Source organism: Cellulomonas sp., assembly GCF_015234515.1.
In the GTDB taxonomy this organism is placed as follows: domain Bacteria; phylum Actinomycetota; class Actinomycetes; order Actinomycetales; family Cellulomonadaceae; genus Cellulomonas.
The window spans coordinates 125345-145526 of sequence record NZ_JADGMY010000010.1; the positions used below are offsets into that span (position 1 = coordinate 125345).

16 protein-coding genes and 2 pseudogenes are annotated in these 20182 nt (G+C 73.7%); 11 read left to right on the forward strand and 7 right to left on the reverse strand.

Going from position 1 to position 20182, the window contains the following annotated elements:
- Positions 1 to 31: 31 nt before the first annotated feature.
- The 3 genes from IR158_RS02910 to IR158_RS02920 form a co-directional block, all read right to left on the reverse strand.
- Positions 32 to 1855 (reverse strand): ABC transporter ATP-binding protein, encoded by a 1824-nt coding sequence (locus IR158_RS02910; RefSeq protein WP_291809283.1) that lies wholly within the window; start codon positions 1853 to 1855, stop codon positions 32 to 34.
- On the reverse strand, positions 1852 to 3708 hold the full coding sequence (locus tag IR158_RS02915; RefSeq protein ID WP_291809286.1) for an ABC transporter ATP-binding protein: 1857 nt from the start codon (positions 3706 to 3708) through the stop codon (positions 1852 to 1854). The genes IR158_RS02910 and IR158_RS02915 overlap by 4 nt, the downstream gene beginning before the upstream one ends.
- A 74-nt stretch (positions 3709 to 3782) precedes the next feature.
- A complete protein-coding gene (locus IR158_RS02920; RefSeq protein WP_291809289.1) occupies positions 3783 to 4547 on the reverse strand; it encodes an SDR family oxidoreductase in 765 nt (254 codons plus the stop codon).
- A 237-nt stretch (positions 4548 to 4784) separates the two neighbouring features.
- Here IR158_RS02920 and IR158_RS02925 point away from each other — a divergent pair, with 237 nt between their 5' ends.
- The 6 genes from IR158_RS02925 (at position 4785) to IR158_RS02950 (ending at position 11343) form a co-directional block, all read left to right on the forward strand.
- Positions 4785 to 6185 (forward strand): cellulose binding domain-containing protein, encoded by a 1401-nt coding sequence (locus tag IR158_RS02925; protein ID WP_291809292.1) that lies wholly within the window; start codon positions 4785 to 4787, stop codon positions 6183 to 6185.
- Between the two features lie 246 nt (positions 6186 to 6431).
- Positions 6432 to 7514 carry a putative F420-0 ABC transporter substrate-binding protein gene (locus IR158_RS02930; RefSeq protein ID WP_291809295.1) on the forward strand — a complete coding sequence of 361 codons (1083 nt, stop codon included), beginning with the start codon at positions 6432 to 6434 and terminating at the stop codon, positions 7512 to 7514.
- A 9-nt stretch (positions 7515 to 7523) separates the two neighbouring features.
- On the forward strand, positions 7524 to 8624 hold the full coding sequence (locus IR158_RS02935) for a putative F420-0 ABC transporter permease subunit (RefSeq protein WP_291809297.1): 1101 nt from the start codon (positions 7524 to 7526) through the stop codon (positions 8622 to 8624).
- Complete coding sequence (locus tag IR158_RS02940) at positions 8615 to 9415, forward strand: putative F420-0 ABC transporter ATP-binding protein (protein WP_291809299.1); 801 nt, start codon at positions 8615 to 8617, stop codon at positions 9413 to 9415. Before IR158_RS02935 ends, IR158_RS02940 begins: the two co-directional genes overlap by 10 nt.
- A gap of 259 nt (positions 9416 to 9674) precedes the next feature.
- Positions 9675 to 10706 (forward strand): ice-binding family protein, encoded by a 1032-nt coding sequence (locus IR158_RS02945; RefSeq protein ID WP_291809301.1) that lies wholly within the window; start codon positions 9675 to 9677, stop codon positions 10704 to 10706.
- 16 nt (positions 10707 to 10722) lie between these two features.
- A complete protein-coding gene (locus IR158_RS02950; RefSeq protein ID WP_291809303.1) occupies positions 10723 to 11343 on the forward strand; it encodes a class F sortase in 621 nt (206 codons plus the stop codon).
- Positions 11344 to 11458: 115 nt separating this feature from the next.
- Here IR158_RS02950 and IR158_RS02955 read toward each other — a convergent pair whose 3' ends face one another.
- Positions 11459 to 11755 (reverse strand): WXG100 family type VII secretion target, encoded by a 297-nt coding sequence (locus IR158_RS02955; RefSeq protein ID WP_227564326.1) that lies wholly within the window; start codon positions 11753 to 11755, stop codon positions 11459 to 11461.
- Between the two features lie 128 nt (positions 11756 to 11883).
- Complete coding sequence (locus IR158_RS02960) at positions 11884 to 16260, reverse strand: FtsK/SpoIIIE domain-containing protein (protein ID WP_291809308.1); 4377 nt, start codon at positions 16258 to 16260, stop codon at positions 11884 to 11886.
- 181 nt (positions 16261 to 16441) lie between these two features.
- Between IR158_RS02960 and IR158_RS02965 the strand changes: the two genes are divergently transcribed.
- The 3 genes and pseudogenes from IR158_RS02965 to IR158_RS02975 form a co-directional block, all read left to right on the forward strand.
- Entirely contained in the window at positions 16442 to 17170 is a 729-nt protein-coding gene (locus tag IR158_RS02965) for a class I SAM-dependent methyltransferase (protein WP_291809311.1), read from the forward strand.
- Between the two features lie 23 nt (positions 17171 to 17193).
- Positions 17194 to 17628 (forward strand): hypothetical protein, encoded by a 435-nt coding sequence (locus IR158_RS02970; protein WP_291809313.1) that lies wholly within the window; start codon positions 17194 to 17196, stop codon positions 17626 to 17628.
- 81 nt (positions 17629 to 17709) lie between these two features.
- Positions 17710 to 17802 (forward strand): annotated as a pseudogene (locus IR158_RS02975) (Fe-S cluster assembly protein HesB); the annotation flags it as partial.
- 122 nt (positions 17803 to 17924) lie between these two features.
- Here IR158_RS02975 and IR158_RS02980 read toward each other — a convergent pair.
- Complete coding sequence (locus IR158_RS02980) at positions 17925 to 19079, reverse strand: TIR domain-containing protein (RefSeq protein WP_291809315.1); 1155 nt, start codon at positions 19077 to 19079, stop codon at positions 17925 to 17927.
- 209 nt (positions 19080 to 19288) lie between these two features.
- On the opposite strand from IR158_RS02980, the pseudogene IR158_RS02985 reads away from it, so the two are divergent.
- Positions 19289 to 19384 (forward strand): annotated as a pseudogene (locus IR158_RS02985) (Fe-S cluster assembly protein HesB); the annotation flags it as partial.
- 210 nt (positions 19385 to 19594) lie between these two features.
- On the opposite strand, the gene IR158_RS02990 reads toward IR158_RS02985, so the two are convergent.
- The gene (locus IR158_RS02990) at positions 19595 to 19861 is read right to left on the reverse strand and encodes a hypothetical protein (RefSeq protein ID WP_291809317.1); all 267 of its coding nucleotides are present in this window, start codon (positions 19859 to 19861) and stop codon (positions 19595 to 19597) included.
- A 112-nt stretch (positions 19862 to 19973) separates the two neighbouring features.
- Between IR158_RS02990 and IR158_RS19320 the strand changes: the two genes are divergently transcribed.
- Positions 19974 to 20150, forward strand: coding sequence for a helix-turn-helix transcriptional regulator (locus tag IR158_RS19320; protein ID WP_366928403.1), 177 nt, complete (start codon positions 19974 to 19976; stop codon positions 20148 to 20150).
- The last annotated feature ends 32 nt before the right edge of the window (positions 20151 to 20182 follow it).

The following is a 20182-nucleotide window of genomic DNA, read 5'->3' on the forward strand; positions in this document are numbered from 1 at the left end:
TCACCGTAGTGCTGCGGGCCTCGGTCGCTGGTCAGGTGCTGCGCAGCGAGTCCTGCCACTGTGCGTGCAGGGTCGCGAAGCGGCCGCCGGCGGCGACGAGGTCGTCGGGGCTGCCGTCCTCCACGACCCGGCCGCCGTCGACGACGAGCACGCGGTCGGCGTGCATGACCGTCGACAGGCGGTGCGCGATGACGACGGCCGTGCGTCCGGTCAGCAGGGTGCGCAGACCCTCCTGGACGAGCTGCTCGCCGGGGATGTCCAGCGAGCTCGTCGCCTCGTCGAGCACGAGGACCGCCGGGTCGGCGAGGAAGGCACGGGCGAACGACACGAGCTGACGCTGGCCGGCGGACAGCCGGACGCCGCGCGTGTCGACGTCGGTGTCGTACCCGTCCGGGAGGGATGCCAGCAGGTCGTGGACGCCCACCGCGCGTGCGGCCTGCTCGATCTGCGCCTGGGTGGCGTCCGGACGTCCGAGCGCGATGTTGGCGGCCACGGACCCGGAGAACAGGTAGGCCTCCTGGGTGACCATCACCATCGCGGTGCGCAGGTCGTGCGGGTCGACGTCGCGCAGGTCGATCCCGTCGAGGCGCACCGCTCCGGCTCGGGGGTCGTAGAACCGCGCGAGGAGCTTGGCGACCGTGGACTTGCCCGCCCCCGTCTCGCCGACGAGCGCGACCGTCTGCCCCGAGGGCACGTGCAGGTCGAGCAGCGGCAGGACGGTGGGACCGTCCCCGTACCCGAACTCGACGCCCTCGAAGCGCACGTCACCGCGCGGCTCGCGCAGCCGCACGGGGTGCGCGGGGTCGGCCACCGTGGGCTCCTGCGCGAGCAGCCCCGAGAGCTTCTCGAGCGCCGCGGTCGCGGACTGGAAGGAGTTGTAGAACATGCCGATCTGGGCGAGCGGCGCGAAGAACCGCCGCGCGTACAGCACCGCGGCGACCAGCACGCCGACGTCGAGCGCACCGTCGAGCACCCGCAGGCCCCCGACCAGCAGGACGGCCGCCACGGTGACGTTGCCGATGAGCACCAGACCGGTGTCGAAGACCCCGTTGACCCGGATCGCCTCGGCGTTCGCCGCGCGGTACTCCTCGGCCTCGACGTCGTAGACCTGCGCGACCTGCTGCTCGCGACGGAACGCCTGCACGGCGCGGATCCCGGTCATCGTCTCGACGAACCGGACGATGACGCGCGCGACCGCGGTACGTGACCTGCGGTACTGCGCCTGCGAGTGCACCTGGAACCACCGGGTCAGGACCACGCCGGGCACCACGGCGACCAGCAGCACGAGTCCGGAGCGCCAGTCCAGGAGCGTCAGCCCCACCGCGGTGAAGACCATCGCCAGGCCGCTCGCAGCGAGCGTCGTGACGCCACCGTCGAGCAGCTCGCGCAGCGCGTCGAGGTCGGACGTCTGCCGCGAGATGATCCGGCCCGAGGTGTACCGCTCGTGGAACTCCAGGCTGAGCCGCTGGGTGTGCCGGAAGACGCGACGGCGCAGGTCCAGCAGCACCGCCTGGCTGACCGTCGCGGCCAGGCGCACCGTCGCGGCGGTGAACAGGCCCGCGACCAGCGCCGTCACGGCGTAGCCGCCGGCGACGAGGAGCAGCGGCCCGGCGTCCCCCGCGCGCAGGGCCGGGATACCCCGGTCGATGCCGACCGCGACCAGCGCCGGCCCGGCGACGAGCGCGAGCTGGGCGACGACCACGACGAGCGCGGTGAGCGCGGCACGGCGCGTGACGGGGCGCAGGAGCGAGGCGAGGAGTCCCAGCGAGCGGCGGCGGACCTCCCGGGGACCGGCGTCGCCGTGCTCGTCGGACGGCGGGCCCGGGACGCCGCCCCGCGCGGTCGTCGCGGTCACCGGTGCGCCTCCGCGACGTCGCGCGACGCGCTGCCGTCCGGTCCGGGCGCGGCGCCGGCCGGCGCGCCGTCGCCGTCGGCCTCCGCCGTGAGGACGTAGCGGTAGTGCGGGTGCGTCGCGAGCAGGTCCGCGTGCCGGCCGACGCCCGTGATGCGACCGTCCTCGAGCACGGCGACACGGTCGGCGAGCGCGACCGTCGAGGTGCGGTGCGCGACCACGAGCGTCGTCGTCGTGGCGAGCACGCGGCGCAACCCTGCGGTCACTGCCGCCTCGGTCGCGACGTCGAGCGCCGACAGGGGGTCGTCGAGCACCAGGACGCGCGGGCGGCCGACGATCGCCCGCGCCAGGGCGACACGCTGCCGCTGGCCACCGGACAGGCTCATGCCCTCCTCCCCGATCATGGTGTCGACACCGTGCGGCAGCCGGTCGACAAAACCGGCGCTGGCCACGTCGAGCGCGGTCCGCAGGACCTCGGCGGTCTCGGCTTCGCTCATCGCGGCGAGCCGCTCGGCGGGCACCCCCATGAGGACGTTGTCCCGCACGGACGCCGAGAAGAGGATCGGGTCCTCGAACGCGACGGCCACCGCACCACGCAGGTCGTGACGGGTCACGTCGCGCACGTCCACGCCGTCGACGAGCACCGCGCCGCCCGTCACGTCGTACAGCCGCGGCACCAGCTGCAGGAGCGTGGTCTTGCCGCTGCCCGTCAGGCCGACGAGCGCCATCGTCTCCCCCGGCTCGAGCGCCAGGTCGACGCCGCGCAGCACCTCGCGTGAGCCCGCGCCGTGCGCGAACCGGACGTCCCGCAGCTCGACGCGCGTGCCGCCCGGCGGCGCCACCGGCAGCGGGACGGGACGCTCCGGGTCGGCGAGCGTGGGCGTGGTGTCCATGACCTCGAGGAACCTGTCGGTCCCGGCACGCGCGTCGAGCGTCATGGCCAGCAGCATCCCGAGGCTCTCCACGGGCCGCGTCATGACGGCGGCCGTCGCGAAGAACGCGACCAGGGCACCCACGCTCACCCGGTCGGTCGCGGCGAGCCACACGCCCACGCCGAGCGCGACGGCGAGCGTCGTCTCGGGGATCCACGCGAGCGCGAACGACATCCGCGACTGCGCGCGCGCCTTGTCGAGCTCGGTGCCCCGCAGGTCGTCCGCCTGCTGGACGAAGTCGTCGAGCGCGTCGTCGCCCCGCCCGAACGCCTTGAGCACGCGGATGCCGTGCACGGACTCCTCGACGCGCGTCGCGAGGTCCCCGGCCTGGTCACGCGCACGCCGCGCGACGACCTTGTAGTGCTGCCGGAACCGGAACCCGAGCCAGATCACGGGGCCCGCGCCCAGCAGGTACACGACGCCCAGCAGCGGGCTGGTCACGATCATCAGCACCCCGCCGACCAGCACGGTCGTCGAGGACACGACGAGCTGCACGAGCCCGAACACCATCCAGCGGCGCACGGTGTGCAGGTCCCCCATGGACCGCTGCAGGAGCTGCCCGCCGGACCACCGGTCGTGCGTCGCGACGGGCAGGTCCAGCAGGTGGCGGAACAGGTCCGTGCGCATGGTCCGCTCGACGCCCGTGCCGGGGGTCGCGATCAGCGCGCGGCGCGCCCACACCAGCACCGCCTCGAGCACGCCCAGCAGCAGCACGAGCAGCGCCGCCTGCACGACCGCGACGCGTGAGCCGTCCGTCAGCAGCGGGCCGTTGACGACACCGCGCAGCACCTGCGGCACGGACAGCGCGATGAGGCTCGCCAGCAGCGTCGCGCTGCCACCGGCGACCACGCGGGGCAGCGCCGGGCGGGCCCAGCGCACGAGACGCAGGAGGGCACGCGTCGTGGAGGTCTCGACGGGGGGCACCTGGTCAGCGTAGATCGCGGTGCCGACACCGCACCTCGGCCTCTCGCGGACGCCGTCCCGAGCGCCGCCGACCGTCAGACCCCTGTGCGGGCGGTCGTCGTGTTGTTCGCCTGCGCCCGTGGCCGCACGACCAGGAGGTCGACGTTCACGTGAGCCGGGCGCGACAGCGTCCAGGCGATCGTGTCCGCGACGTCGTCGGCGACCAGCGGCTGGTAGCCCTCGTAGACCTTGGCCGCCCGCTCGGCGTCGCCCGCGAACCGCACGAGCGAGAACTCCTCGGTCGCGACGGCGCCGGGCGCGATCTCGATGACGCGGATCGGCTCCCCCACCAGCTCCCAGCGCAGCGTCGTGGCCAGCATGCGCTCGGCGTGCTTGACGCCCGTGTAGCCGGCGCCGCCCGGGTAGGCGCCGTGGGCCGCCGTCGAGGTCACGACGAGCACGTCACCCGCACCGCTCGCGCGCAGCAGCGGCAGCGCGCCCTTCGTCACCCGCAGCGTGCCGAGGACGTTGAGCTCGTACATCGTGCGCCAGCCGTCGAGGTCGGCGTCCTCGACGGTGTCCTGCCCGAGCGCGCCGCCCGCGTTGTTGACGACCGCGTCCAGGCCGCCGGTCTCCTGCACGTGCGCGAGCAGCGCGGCGACGTCGTCGTCCTGGGTGACGTCGGCGACCACCGTGTCGGCACCGGTCTCCTGCGCGAGCGCGGCGAGCCGGTCCCCGCGGCGCGCGGTCGCGACGACGTCCCAGCCGTCGGCGCGCAGGCGGCGCACGGTCGCAGCCCCGATCCCGGACGACGCGCCGGTGACGAGAGCGCGGCGAGGACGGTCGGTCGACGAGGTCATGCGGGTCTCCTGCGGTCAGGGTGCGGGTGTCGCACGAGCATCGCACGGGGGCCGGGGTCGGATCGGGCTCTCACGCCGACGGGCCCCATCGGGCACACCGAGAAGCGGTTGGTGTACCAACCGAATGGTTTCGTCCGTCGCGGCGACAGCACCCACGGGCCCAGAGTGTGGATCGATATCACCGCGTCGAGGGGAACGATCGCCATGACGAGAACGCGCAGCAGGACGGCAGCATGGATGGGAGCGGTCGCGCTGGTCGCGGCGGGGGCCGTCGCCGCCGTCAGCACGCCGGCCCAGGCCGTCCAGACCATCACCAACGTCGCGTACGCCCCGGCGGAGCCGGCGGGCAGCCGCGGGCACCTCCTGGACCTCTACGTCCCCGACGGCGCGGGGCCCTGGCCGCTCGTCGTGTGGTCGACGGGCTCCGCGTGGACGTCCGACGACGGCAAGTCCGGAGCGAGCGCGATCGCCCAGCAGCTCAACCCGCGCGGCATCGCCGTGGCAGGCGTCAGCGTGCGCTCCAGCTCGCAGGCGAAGTTCCCCGCGCAGGTGCACGACGTCAAGGCGGCGATCCGCTTCCTGCGCAGCAACGCGACGCAGTACCGGCTGGACCCCGCGCGGTTCGCCAGCATGGGCGACTCCTCGGGCGGCTGGGTCGCCGCGATGGCCGCCGTCTCCAACGGCGACGCCTTCCTCGAGGGCCGCGTCGGCACCACGGGCGTCTCCAGCGACGTCCAGGCGGGAGTGGACTTCTTCGGTCCCACCGACTTCTCGCGGATGAAGGAGCAGGACCCCGGCGGGTTCATCGACCACGACAGCATCAACGCGCCCGAGGGGCAGCTGCTCGGCTGCGCGACGCCCACCTGCCCCGACAAGGTGCGGCAGGCCAACCCGCTGACGTACGTGGACCGGGCCGACCCGCCGATGATGCTGCTGCACGGTCGTAGCGACAACGTCGTGCCCCACGCCCAGACGGAGATCTTCTACGACGCGCTCAAGGCGGCCTGCGTCGACACCCAGTTCTTCTCCGTGCCGGGCGCCGGCCACAGCCACGCGGACGTCACGAGCGCGTCGCGCTACGGCCAGCAGACGGTCCGCACGGTCGAGGGGTGCCGGGAGACCGTCACCCAGGGCAGCCCCAACCCGAGCTGGGACACGATCGCCGCGTTCCTCAAGGACGCGTGGGCCCAGGTCGACCCCGGTCCCACGACGACGCCGACGCCCACCGTGTCGCCGACCCCGACGGTCACGCCGACGCCGTCGGTCAGCCCCACGCCGTCCGTCACGCCGACGCCGTCGGTCACCCCGACCCCGTCCGTGACCCCCACGCCCACCCCGGGCCCGGGCAGCGGGTGCACCGCCTCGTACCGGCTGGCCAACAGCTGGCCCAACGGGTTCGTCGCCGACGTGACGGTCAGGGCCGCCAGCAGCGCGATCAACGGCTGGCGCGTCACCGTGACGCTGCCGTCCGGTGCCACGGCGACGCAGGTGTGGAACGGGCAGTCGACGGGCGGCTCCGCGCTCACCGTGACGAACGCGCCCTGGAACGGGAACGTGAGCGCGGGCGGGAGCACGACGTTCGGGTTCCAGGGCACCGGGAACGGTGCCGGCGCGACCGTGACGTGCGCGGCCGCCTGAGGCCCCTGAGCGACCGGTAGGCAGCAGGAGACGAGCGGTGGGCCTGGATCGTCAGGCCCGCCGCTCGTCGCTGTGCGCTTGCACGTCGCGGGGGTCGAGCGCCTAGGGTGGCTCGTCGGAACCTGACCGTCGCTCTGGTCGGGTCGCACCGCCCCCTGCTGGGACGGTCCTCCGCGGCGCGACGTGCGCCCGTCCCCTTCCCTCCCGTGCCCGACGGCGTGCACGGCAGCGACCTCCGGAGAGACCATGCCTCGCGCCCGCCGTCAGACCACCCGCGTCACCGCGACCCCCACACGCACCTCGACGGGACGGCGGTCGGCGCTGGTCGCCGCGGCCGCCTCCTGCACCCTCCTGCTCGCGTCGTGCGCGACGGACGCGCCTGGCGCCGGCCCCGCGGCCAGCGCCTCCTCCGGCCCGGCCAGCTACTCCCCCGTCACGCTCGACAACTGCGGCACCGAGGTCACGTTCGACGCACCGCCGCAGCGCGTCGTGGCCATCAAGTCCTCGACGACGGAGATGCTGCTCGCCCTCGGCCTGGCCGACGCCCTGGTGGGCACCGCCTTCGCGGACGGCCCCGTGCCGGAGCGCTGGGCCGACGACGCGGCGGACGTGCCGGTGCTGTCCGAGAAGGTCCCGGGTCAGGAGGCCCTGCTGGAGGTCGAGCCCGACCTCGTCTACGCGGGTTGGGAGTCGAACCTCAGTGCCGACGGCGCGGGCGAGCGGTCGGCCCTCGGCGCCCTCGGCATCGCGACCTACGTCTCCCCCAGCGCGTGCAAGGCGCCGGGCTACCAGCCCGACCCGCTGACGTTCGACGACGTGCTGGCCGAGATCCGCGAGGTCGGCGACGTCTTCGGGGTCCCGGACGCCGCAGCCGAGATGGTGGCGGAGCAGCGCGCGACGCTCGACGCGATCGAGCCGGCCGACGGGCAGACGGCCGTGTGGTGGTCGTCCGGCACCGACACGCCGTACGTCGGCGCCGGCATCGGGGCGCCCCAGATGCTGCTGGAGACCGCCGGGCTGACCAACGTCTTCGCCGACGTGCACGACACCTGGACGTCGGTCGGGTGGGAGCAGGTCGTCGCCGCCGACCCCGACGTGCTCGTCCTCGTGGACTCGGCGTGGAACTCGGCGCAGAAGAAGAAGGACTTCCTCGCGGCGCACCCCGCCGCGTCCCAGCTGACCGCCGTGCGTGAGCAGCGGTACGTCGTGGTGCCGTTCGCCGCGAGCGAGGCGGGCGTCCGCAACGCGCAGGCCGCGGCGGACCTCGCCGAGGCCGCGCGGGCCCTCGACGCCGACTCCCCCGCCCCCGACGCGACGGCTGCGGGCTGACCTGCGCCGATGCCCACACACAGCACACGACCGGCCGGGCCGGCACCCCGCGACGCGACGTCCGCCGACGTCCCGGGCGCCGGGCCGCGGGGCCCGCTGCGCCCACCCCTGGCGGTCCTGGTGGGCGTCGGCGCGGTCGCGCTCGTCGTCACGCTGCTCGTCGCGGTGACGATCGGCCCGGCCGACCTGGCCGTCGGGGAGGTCGTGCGCTCGGTCCTGGCGCACCTGGGGCTGCGCTCTCCGGACGTGCCGCGCCTGCACGACGCGATCGTGTGGGACCTGCGGCTGCCTCGCGTCCTGACCGCCGCGGCGGTCGGTGCGGGGCTCGCGGTGGCCGGCGCCGTGATGCAGTCCATGACGCGCAACCCGCTCGCCGACCCGTACCTGCTCGGCCTGTCCTCCGGTGCGTCGCTGGGCGCCGTCGCGGTCCTGGTCCTCGGTGTCGGCCTGCTGCTGCCGGTCGCCGCGTTCGCGGGAGCCCTGGCGGCGCTGGTGGCGACGCTCACGCTGGCCCGTACGGGCGGGACGCTGACGCCGACGCGCGCCGTGCTCGCGGGACTCGCGATCTCGCAGCTCGCCGCCGCGGCCACGTCGTTCGTCATCTTCTGGACCGCGACCGGTGACTCGTACCGCGAGATCCTGTCGTGGCTCATGGGGTCGTTGGCCGGTGCCACGTGGACGTCGGTCGCGATCGCGGCCGGCGCCCTGGTCGTCGTCGGGACGACCGTGCTGCTGACCGCGGGGCGGCTCGACGCGTTCACCTTCGGGGACACGGCCGCTGCCGCCCTGGGTGTGGACGTGAACCGCACGCGCTGGGCGATGATGACGCTCGTGGCCCTGCTCACCGGCGCGATGGTCGCGGTCTCGGGGGCGATCGGGTTCGTCGGGCTGGTGCTGCCGCACGCCGTGTCGGTGGTGACCGGCCCGGCCCACCGCCGGCTGCTGCCCGTCGCGGGGCTCGCAGGCGCGGTGCTGCTGGTGTGGGCCGACACCCTCGCGCGGACGGTGTTCGACCCGCGCGAGCTGCCCGTGGGGATCGTCACCGCACTCATCGGGGTCCCGGTGTTCGCCGTCCTGCTCCGCCGGGGGCGAGGTGCCGCGTGGAGCTGACGATCGCCGGCGTCGGCACGCGGCTCGGGGGGCGGTGGGTCGTCGACGGCGTGGACGCGACCCCGCCGCCCGGTGCGCTGACGGGCCTCCTCGGGCCGAACGGCGCGGGCAAGACGACGCTGCTGCGTCTGGTGGCGGGCCTGCTGGAGCCGCAGGCCGGTGCCGTGCTCGTCAGCGACCCCGGCGCGCGCGACCCCGGACCGACGGTGCCGGTGCACACCATGGCCCGGCGGGTCCGCGCGCGGCACGTCGCGCTGCTGGAGCAGTCGTCCGACGCGGCCGTGCCCCTGAGCGTGCGCGAGGTGGTCGCGCTCGGTCGTATCCCGTACCGCACCCTCTGGGGCACCGACACGGACGCGGGTGCGGTCGACCGGGTGCTGGCGGCGGCGTCGGCCGCGCACCTGGCGGAGCGCCCGTGGGCGACCCTCTCGGGTGGCGAGCGGCAGCGCGTCCACATCGCCCGCGCCCTCGCGCAGGAGCCGTCGCTGCTGCTGCTCGACGAGCCGACGAACCACCTCGACGTCAGCGCGCAGCTCGCGCTCCTGGGGTTCGTCCGCGGGCTCGGGGTGACGACCGTGGCCGCGCTGCACGACCTCAACCTGGCGGCGGCGTACTGCGAGCACGTGCTCGTGCTGTCCGCGGGACGGCTCGCCGCCGCCGGGCCGCCGGCCGAGGTGCTGACGCCCGCGCTGATGCGCGAGGTGTACGGCGTGGACGCGCACGTCCTCACGCACCCGGTGACGGGCCGTCCCGTGATCGCGTACAGCCCCGCCGGGACGGCGGCACCCTGAGGGTCAGGCTGCCGTCCGGGAGCGTGGTCGACGCGGCTCACCCGCGGGCTGCTCGCGTTGCTGCGCAACCGGCTGACGCCTCCCGCACCGGGCGGCCCGGGACCGCGCTCACGGGCCGGTCGCCCGACGGGGGCGGACGGACCGGGTGAAGTGCAGCGTGCAGTGCACCACATCCGGTCCGCTCCGGTGGCGTCGGGCATAACTTCCGGGCGGGGGGGCTATCGCTCCGACCTGTACCCAGGCAGCGAAGGAGCGCCACATGAGGACCACAACGGTCGCACGAACACACACGGGCCGACGGACGGCAGCCGCTGTCACTCTCGCCGCCGCGGTGGCCCTCGCCGTCGCCCTGGCGCCGAGCGCTCAGGCGGCCCCGGTCCCGGTTCCGCTGGCCACGGCGGACGGCTTCGCGATCCTCGCGGGCGCCGGCATCACGAACACGGGGTCGACGACCGTCGCCGGTGACATCGGCACGTCGCCGACGCCGTCCATCACGGGCGCGGGCTCCATCACGCAGACCGGCGCGACCCACGCGGCCGACGGGGTCGCCGACCAGGCCAAGACGGACCTCGTCACCGCCTACGACCAGGCTGCGGGCCAGGGGCCGGTCCTCGCGGTGCCCGTCGAGCTCGGGGGTCTGACGCTGACGTCGGGCGTGTACTCCTCGGGCGGCGCGCTGGGTCTCACCGGCACGTTGACCCTCGACGGCGGCGGCGACCCGAACGCCGTCTTCGTCTTCCAGACCCCGTCGACGCTGATCACGGCGACCGACAGCACCGTCGCCCTCGTCAACGGCGCACAGGCCTGCAACGTGTACTGGCAGGTCGGCAGCTCGGCCACGCTGGGCGTGCGGACGCAGTTCACCGGGACTGTCATGGCCCTGACGTCGATCACCCTCACGACGGGGGCGACGGTCGACGGTCGTGTCCTGGCGCGCGACGGCGCCGTGACGCTGGACTCCAACACGATCATCCGCCCGTCGTGCGCGACGCCGACGCCGAGCGCCTCGCCCAGCGCGACCGCGAGCCCCGGCGCGACCGCCGGACCGGTCCCGGGCGACGGCGCGAGCGCTGCCCCGGGCACGGGGTCGGGAGCCGGCACGGGCACCGGCACGGGTGCCGGGAGCGGCCCGCAGGTCCCGCGCGTGCCGGTCGGCGGGGTGGAGACGGGCGACGGCAGCAGCGTCGGGTCGTCGGTCGGCGCTCCGGTGGCTCTCGCCCTCGTGGGGGGTGTCGCACTGGTCGCCGGCGTCCTACGACAGCGCGCGCGTCGTCCGTCCCCGGTGGCGTGACGCAGCCGGCTGCAGCATGAGGTGGTGGCGTACCGCGACGGGCACGACGGTGCTCGTCGTCGCCCTGACCGCCTGCAGCACCGCGCCCGCCGTCGCACCGGCGCCGACGTCCTCGGCCGTCGCCGCGCGGCCCACGCCGTCCGCGGAGGCGTCGACGGTCGGGTCGGAGCGGCCACCGGTGATGGCGGCCTCCGTCCCCGTCCGGGTGGAGATCCCCGCGATCGGTGTCGACTCCGAGCTGATGCGGCTGGGCCTGCAGGACGACGGCACGATGGAGGTGCCACCGGCAGGGTTCCCCGCGGGCTGGTACGACGGCGCGCCGACCCCCGGTGAGCTCGGTCCGGCGGTCATCGCCGGTCACGTCGACTGGACCACCGGACCCGGGGTCTTCTACGACCTCGCGAAGGTGTCCGTCGGCGACGAGGTCCGGGTGGGACGCGCCGACGGGACGACGCCCGTGTTCGTCGTGACCGCGGTGCAGGAGCACCCGAAGGACGAGTTCCCGACGGCGGCCGTGTACGGCGACATCGAGCACGCGGGGCTGCGCCTGATCACCTGCGGCGGCGAGTGGGACCGGTCGGTGCGCCACTACACGGCGAACGTCGTGGTCTTCGCGGAGCTCGCGCACCCGGGCTGACGGGCCGGCCCGTTCCCCGCGGGTGCGCCGCCCACCGGCGAGGTTCCCGGTGGGCGGCTGCGCGTGTCGCCGGTCCGTCCTCGGTGTCGACGGTGAGGGGCGGGCGCCCCCGTGCTCAGCCGCGCAGGCCGGCGGCGAGCTGGGCGTCGGCGTCCTCAAGGGTCGCGGCCGCGGCGCGCAGGTACTCGCCCAGCGACGTCAGCGCGGAGACGGTGTCGGTCGCCCCCTGGGTGAACTGGCGGTACGACTCGCCGAACGCGACCGACGCCTGGTCGGTGACGAAGCCTGACGACACGAGCGACTCGATGAACGCCCGCAGCTCACCCAGGCGGTTCGTGATCTCGTCCTGCCCGGCGGTCAGGCGCGTCGCCGCGTCCCGCATCTCCTGGTAGCTGACGTCGATGTTCGCCATGTGGCACTCCCCTGCTGCTCGTGGCGGCGGGGTCCGTCCCCGCCGTGGTGCCGCGCACCGGCGCTGACGCTAGCGAGTTTCGTCCTGGGTCGTCCTGCTTTGTCCACAGGCTCCGCCGCGACGGACCGTCAGTCGGAGACGGGAAGCTGCACGCGTCTCAGACGCCCCTGCTCCACCAGCACACCGCGCCCCGGCGGGAACTCGGCACGCCCCATCCGGGGGAACGCCGTGCGGAACAGCGCGTCACCGTCCATGTGGTCCGGCTGCAGCACGAGGCCGCGGCGCCCGTTGCGCACCTCGGCGACGAGCGGCCACGACGAGCCCCACGTGCTCGTCTCGGACTCCGCGAGCACGAAGTGGTCGTTGCGGCGTGCGGTGCGGACCGCCTCGGTGAGCGCCTGCTCCGCGGGCCCCCCGAGCAGGTCGGCGATCGCCTCGACGACGAGCACGACGGGGGCGCCGTCGGCCGGCGCCGCGGTGAGCTGCGGCAGCAGGTCGCGCGCCAGGGTCGCGATCTCGTCGGGCGTGCCCGCGGTGCCGGTCCAGTCGACGCGCTCGCGCACCGGGGAGCGCCGCGCGCCCACGTAGTACAGGGACGCAGCGGGCATCGCGCGCCGCAGTGCGTCGCCGAAGGAGACGAGCGCGGTCGTCCGGCCGGACCCGGGCATCCCGGCGAGCAGGAACGTGCCGCGCGGGGCGAAGCCGCAGGGGGCGAGCGTGTCGTCGGCGACGCCGAGCACGGGAAGGCCGTCGACGGTGGCCGGCAGGCTCGACGCCACGACGACCGTCGGCAGCCGACGCACCGGCGGCGTCTGCGGCACGCCGGCCGCACGCAGCCGCCGCGCGACGGCGGTGATCGCCATCGCCTGCTCGGCCGGTGCGGTCCTGCCCCCGGGGACGGCGACCTGCAGCTCGTCGCCCTCGCCGGCGAAGACCCCGCGACCCGGCGGGGACTGCGGACCGAGCACGTCCTTAGGAACGTCGAGGACGCTGTACGCGCTCTCGTCCGCCTGCCGCAGCACGAGGCGCCGCGCGACGCTGCCCGCGAGCGACGTGGGCAGCGCGCCGGGCCGCTCGGCCGACATCGCGACGTGCACGCCCAGCGGCCGCCCCTCGGCGACGAGCCGCTGGAGCACCGACCACGCGCCGGTCCGGCCGGCGTCGGCCTCGTGCGCCTCGCGGAACGCGGCCAGCCCGTCGATCAGGAGCAGCAACCGCGGCTCGTCCTGCCGTCCGCTCAGCGCGCGGTAGTCCGTCAGGGAACCGGCGCGCACGGCCGCGTAGCGGGTGGCGCGGTCGTCGAGCGCGGCGCGCAAGGTACGCATCAGGCGTTGCAGCCGCTCGGTGTCCGAGCCGTCGACGACCGAGCCGACGACGGGCAGCTCCTCGAGCATCGCCAGGCCGCCCGACCCCAGGTCCAGGCCGTGGACCTGGACCGGGCCCCCCGCCCCGAGAACACCGAGCGCCGCACTGACCGCCAGCGTGCGCAGCGCGGTGGACTTGCCCGACCCGCTCGTGCCGAGGACGACCAACGACCCCTCGGCGTCGGGGTCCCACACCCACGGGTGCTGCTCCTGACGCGCGGGCCGGTCCACGACACCCAGGACGACACCGGGCCGCGCCGGGTCGACGACGTCCTCGAGCGCCCGCACGGACGCGAGCTCGGGCAGCCACGGGCGTCGCGGCGGGGGGATCGCCGCGGCGCGTGCCGCCGCCCGCAGCGTGCGGACGGTCCGCTCGAGGTCGGTCGGTCCCTCGTCGTCCGGCAGCGGGGCGTCGACCGGCGCCGGGAGGTCCCAGGGCTCGCCCGGACCGAACTCCAGGCTCTCGAGCGCGACGGCGGCGCGTGGCGGCGTCGCGCTCGACCGCCCACCCGCGTACCCGGCCTGGAAGAGCGCCAACCGCCCGGGACCGGTCCGTACCGCACCGCGGCCGGGGACCGCCGGGTCGAAGCCTGCTGCGAGCGGCGTGCCGAGGACGTCCGTCGAGTCCGCCTCGTCGGCCATCCGCAGCGCGATGCGCAGGTTCGTGTTGGCGCGCAGGTTGTCCTTGATGACGCCCGCCGGCCGCTGCGTGGCCAGGACGAGGTGCAGGCCGAGGGACCGGCCCCGCTGCGCGACGTCGACGACGCCGTCGACGAACTCGGGCACGTCGGCCGCGAGCGCCGCGAACTCGTCCACGACGATGACGAGCGACGGTGGTGTCTGGGGGTCGCCCGTGCGCTCCAGCGTGAGCAGGTCCTTGACGCCCTTGCGCTGCAGCAGGTGCTCGCGCCGGCGCACCTCGGCGCGCAAGGAGACGAGCGCCCGCCGCACGAGGTGCGGCGACAGGTCGGTGACGAGGCCCACGGCGTGCGGCAGCTCCACGCACTCGCCGAAGGCCGCGCCGCCCTTGTAGTCGACGAAGAGGAACGTGACCCGGTCCGGGCTGTGCGCCGTGGCCAGGCCCAGGACCCACGACTGCAGGAACTCGCTCTTGCCCGACCCCGTCGTCCCGCCGACGAGCGCGTGCGGCCCCTGCGTGCGCAGGTCGAGCACGAACTGGCCGGTCGCGCCCTGCCCGACGACGGCCCGCAGGCCCGCGTCCCCCCGGCGCCGCACGGCGGCTCCGGTGCGCGCCAGGACCGAGCCCGTCTCGTGCCAGCGCTCGACCACCGCCCCGGGGTCGTCGGCGACCTCCGGCCCGAGCAGGCTCAGCTGCCCGACGGAGCGCGGCAGGTCCGACTCGTCGACGACGGGCGTCCCGTCGTCCACGACGGCAGCGAGCCGACGTGCGAGGTCCGTCGCCGCGGGGACGTCGACGCGCTCGCACGTGACGGCGTCCCACCGGCCGTCACGCGTCCTGCCCACCCGTCCCCCCGTGTCGTCGACCGCGAGGAAGGCGCGGCACGCGGCGGGCAGCCCGTCGACCTGCGCCGCGCACCACAGCACGTGCACGCCGACGCCCGGGCCGTCCTCGGCGAGCCGGACCAGCCGCCCGCGCTCGGCCTGCGCGTCGTCCTCGACGACGAGGAGCACGGCGGGCTCGGCCGCCCCGCCGTGCCGCCCGAGGGCCTGCCGCGCCGCGACCAGCTCCTCGAGCGCCGTGACGACCCGGGTGGACGTCATGGGGTCGGCCGCCAGGTGCGGACCCGTCAGCGGGCTGTGCGGGGAGGCGACGTGCGGCAACCACTTGAGCCAGTCCCACCGGTCCCGGCTGGACGACGACGCCACGCCCGTGACGACGAGCTCGGACGGCGCGTGCAGGCAGACCAGCTGAGCGACGAGGGCCCGCGCGACGTCGTCCACCTGCGCCCGCGGACCGGCGACACCCACCGCACCGACGTCACGCAGCGCGACGTCGACGGGCACACCGTCCACGTGGGCGAACCGGTCGCGCAGCTCTTCCACCAGCGCCCAGTGCTCGGCGCTCGCTCGTCCGCGGGGCGGGAGCCGCAGCGTCGTGCGGGACGCCGACGTGCCGACACCCAGCCGCAGGGTCAGGAAGGCGGGCTCGCCGGGGCGCCGCGACCACAGGACGGGGCCGAGGTCACGAGCAGCGCGGACGGCCTGCCCCGTCGAGGGCAGCTCGCCCAGGCGCGCGAGCCGCTCCTCCTGCAGCCCCGCCGTCAGGTCCGCGTCGAGCGCGTCCAGCGACGTCCGGAACGCCGCGGTCTCCTCCTTGAGCCGCCGCCGCTCGGTGAACCGCTTGTCGACCCAGCCCGCGACGAGCAGCAGAGGGCTCAGGGCGAGGAACACGAGCGTCGTGGGGCGGGGCATGATCGCGTAGAGCACCGCGCCCATCACGACCGGCGCAGCCAGCGCCACCGCGGGGAAGCGTCCGGGCCGTGCCGGCTCGGGTGGTGCGGGCGCCTCCACGGTCCGCTCGGGGTGCACCGGCACGACCCGGGGAGACCGGTTGAACGCCACGACGGCGGACCCGTCGCCGGAGCCGTCCGCGGGCCGCACGCGCGTGAGCGTGAGGATGGTCTCGCCGAGCACCACGTAGTCCCGCGGCCCCACGGCCGCGCGCTCGACCCGGCCCCACCCGATGACGACCCCGTTCGACGACCCGTCGTCGACCACCTCGACCGCGTCACCGACCACCACCCGCGCGTGCGTCGTGGAGACCGTAGCGTCGGTGAGCCGCACGTCGCTGTGCCGTCCGCGGCCGACCGTCGTCGTGCCGCGCGGCAGGTGGACCTCCAGGCCGGCGTCCGGGCCGCTGACCACCGTCAGACGGGCGTGCGCGTCCTGCGGCGCGACGCCCGTGCCGGACGGCTCGTCGACGACCGGCGTCAGGCCGACCGTCGAGCCCGCACGCAGGCCCGCCTCGGCGAGGCCGGCACGGGACGCCAGGGTGCGCGGCGCCCCACCGTCCGGTGGGGAGAGCGCCAGCGTGACCGGACCGGAGACGACCCGTCCGGCAACGGCCTCCGCCCGCACGAACGTGTCGGCGACGTCGGCGACGGTCGCGCCCGCGTCCGCGGTCACGACGACGTCCACCTCGACGGTGCGGTCCGCCACCGGGCGTCGGTACGTCAGTCGGGTCCGCACGTCGCTCCCTCGCTCGTCCGTCGGTGCTCGTCGACCGGAGGACGTCGGAGCGCGCCGAGGGTAGCGAGAAACGACGGCCGGGTGTCCGGTTCGTCCACATCCCTCCCCGGCGACCCTTGTGCGCACGCGCCCGTGCCTCGACGATGGCCCGGTGGCCCGCTCGACTGCCGACCTCGCCGCCTGGGACCGGTCCGCGCGGACGTACGCCTCGACCGTGGGCGGTCCCGACGACTCGTTCCGGCGCAGGTTCGAGCCGTTCCTCGACCGGTGGCTGCCGCCGGGCACCCCCGACGTGCTCGACCTCGGGTGCGGCCACGGGTGGCTCGCGGCGTCGCTCGCCGGCCGCGGCGCGCGCGTCGTCGGCGTGGACGGCAGCGCCGAGCTCGTCGCCCGCGCGCGGGCCGACCACCCGGGCGTGCGGTTCGAGGTGGCCGACCTGACCGCGGGTCTCCCGGACGGCCTGCCGGACCGCGTGGACGTGGCCGTGAGCCACATGGTGCTCATGGACCTGCCGGAGCTCGACCGGCTGCTCGCCGACGTCGCCGCCCGGCTCACCGAGGACGGCGTGCTCGTCGCGTCGATCCTGCATCCCGCGTTCTTCCGCCAGCAGCCGGTGTACGACGCGGAGCGCCACCGCCGCGTCACCGGCTACCTCGGGCACGAGGAGTGGTGGATCGACGACTTCGGCGGGCACCGTCACTACCACCGGCCCCTCGCCTGGTACGTCCACCGCCTGCGCGACGCCGGCCTGGCGGTCGTGGACCTGGACGAGCCGCCGTCCCTCCCCCACCACCGCGCCCCGCGGGACGCGTGGACCGACGACGAGCGCTGGTTCGCCACGATCCCCACCATGCTGTCGTTCGCGGCACGTCGGCTCTGAGCGCGGGCCCCTACGATCCAGTGATGCAGCCGCTGTCGACGACGACCATCACCCGATCGTTCCAGTGGGGCATCGTGATCGTGAGCGACCCCGAGGGCGAGATCCCTGACGTCGATCCGGACGCCGCGACCACGGCGGCGAGCGGGGCGCTGGTCGCCCTGGTGCGGCACGAGGCCGACGTGCCGTCGTTCGACGACGACTTCGAGCTGGCGATGGTCGAGATCACGGTCAGGTTGCTCGCCGAGGAGGCCGACCTCGGCGACCGCCGCGCGCTCTTCGACGGCGCGCTCGACACCCCGGCCGGGACCCTCTCGGTCGGTGACGCGAACGACGAGGTGCTCGTCTCGACACATCACGGCCGCACCCGCGTCGTCGTCAGCGTCCCCGGTGACTGGCCCGTGGACGACCACCACCACGAGTCGCTGCAGATCGATCTCGTCCCGGTGACCGCCTCGTAGCCCGACCGTCCGCGCGGCCCGCAGAGGCAGATCGGCTCCCGTCGCGAGTCGTCCCTCATCGAGGGCTGCCAGAATCGCACCATGACGCTCTGGCTCACGGGTGATCTGACCGCAGACCGGCTCCTCACGGAGGATCCGTTGGCACTTCTCCTGGGGATGCTCCTCGAGCAGAGAGGAGTGAGGCACATGGCCCCTTAGGATGGACGCCAGGGAAGATGTGGCGGATTGCGACGCGCTCCATGAAAGTGTCCTGAAGCGGGTGGCTGAGAACTCTGACACCAGCTTCGTGCCGCTGATCAGCCAATCGAGAAGTTGAGAATCTTCATACTGACCAACTCTCGAAACAGCTCAATGCCTTTGTCGCTCAACTTGTCTTTCTCGAACTCGATGTAGCCGATACTGCTAAAGTTCGAAGGCAGATCAATGCCTCGTTCCTTGAAGATTACAATGCGCTCGCCATATAGCACTGAGGCGGCACCCAGCTCGTGGGACACGTTCTCGCTTGGCCGCCAAACGGAGTTTCCCTCCGCGTCGAAATATTCCTTGTCGGCGGTAAAGACTAGGATCGCAGCACCGCACTCTCGCATGGTTTCTGCAACCTTCAGCGGGATAGGACGGGCGGTGTTCGCCGAATCCACGGCTTCCTTGTGCGGAATTCCGTACTCATTGAGGATCTTGACAAGCTGCTCCATCGGCTTCCTGTTGCCACCATGGCCAACGAAGATCGCGTTCTTGCTAGGCTCGCGACCAGAGATGGACTGCGGCGGCGCATCAACGACATCCTCGAACTCCTCCTCGCCGCCGGTATAGAGCCCGTCATCTATTGCGCTTGGCGAAGAAGCCGAGGTCCCCTCGCCAACGGCCGCCGAGGTGACAGGGCCCCCGGGAACGCCGCCGTTCGATGGGCCAGCGATGTCGATGTACTCCTTGTCCTTGATGGACTTGAGCAGGCCGACATATCGCGCGTTCTCGATGAGAAGATCGTAGACGTCGCCAGTACGGTCACGCGGGACAGCGAAGGTGGCCAACACGTTCTCTGCGATACTTTTCGGCGGAAGCGGGGACCCGTTGTACTTGGAGTAGAACTGGTTCGCCACGGTCGGCTTCAGGGCCGCCTCACGCAATGCCCTCGTGTCGTCATCAACTTCTGTCGGGGTGACGACACGAGCACCGAGCGCTGTAAGGGAGATCTCTGGGGCGTTAGGTCCACCCTCAGTGAGGCCATAGCCGATCGCCGCGCCACACTCGACGCGGAAGCCTCCCGATGAGGGCTGGACCATTAGCGCGGCTGCCACGTCAAAGGGGCGAGTCGGGTGCGAAGCGTAGTTCTCGGCGATTGCTCGCGGCACCCGCAGCGCCTTCTCGAGGCTGATAGCCGGGATATCGGCCTGGCTGATGCGCGAGCGCTTCGCCTTCCCCGGCTCTGCGGCGGGCTTCGACTCCTCACTCATGCGCTTGACCATACAGTCCATGCATGCCACTACCGCGGCGTGCAAACGGGTGAAAATCTGAGCCTTTCGCATCCGACACGGGACTCGATCTCCCCACCTCGATGGGCGAGCCCGAGTCCTTCACGTCGCGGGACAGGGCCGGAGACACCCTCGGTCCTTGCTCCGCCGCACCTGCGGCTGCCTCGTAGACCGGATGAGACGATGGATTCATGACCCTGTGGATCACGGGCGATGCAGGCGCGGATCGCCTACTCGAGGACGACCCGTTCGCCCTGCTGGTCGGCATGCTCCTCGAGCAGCAGGTCCGCTAGCCACCAGGTATCGCCGCAGCTCAACGCGCTACGGGCGTTCCGTGTGGACCGGCGAGTGACGATCCCACTGCGGCAACCGGACGTAGCTCAGGTCTACGTGCCGCAGCGCAATAAGGCGCGCCGACTGGTCGATCACGTCAGGCGATACGGGTGGCGCACTACGAGGGTGACCCTCGGCCCACTCCCGCTCCTGACGAGCTCTCTTCACCTCACGCTCAAGCCTGCGCAGCGCCGATCTGGAGTGCTGGCGCTCGCGGGGTTGGTGAGACGGTCGAGTCGAGCCAGCAGCTTCTTGCGCTGCAGCGGGCCAGCCTTCATATAGACCCGCTCGATCTCTCGGGGTGCGGGGACCGCACGCACGTCGAGCGCTTCCAGCAGGGCATGCCGAACCAGGTCTTCGACTTCCGCCCGCGTCTCCGCCTCGACGTACCGTTGACTCAGGCCGCACACGTCCACTCTCCAGACCGCCACAAGAGGATGCTGCTCGTAGTCTGTCGACTCATAGAGTGCGCCGGTCGACTATCGCGATGTGGCGGCGCATAGCGAGGACCTCAGCACCCGACTGCGGCTCCTGGGCGACGCCGTGCGGGAACAGCGAACGGCTAGGGGAATCTCCCAGGAGCACTTCGCTGACCGCTCAGGCCTGCACCGGACCTACGTTGGCGCAGTCAAGGGAGGCGAACGCAGCATCAGCCTCGGAAGCCTCTACAGCCTCACCGACGCCCTCGGGGTGAACGCGAGCTCGCTCGTGCCTCATTGAAACCTCGGGCCACTACCCCGGGTGCTCCACGG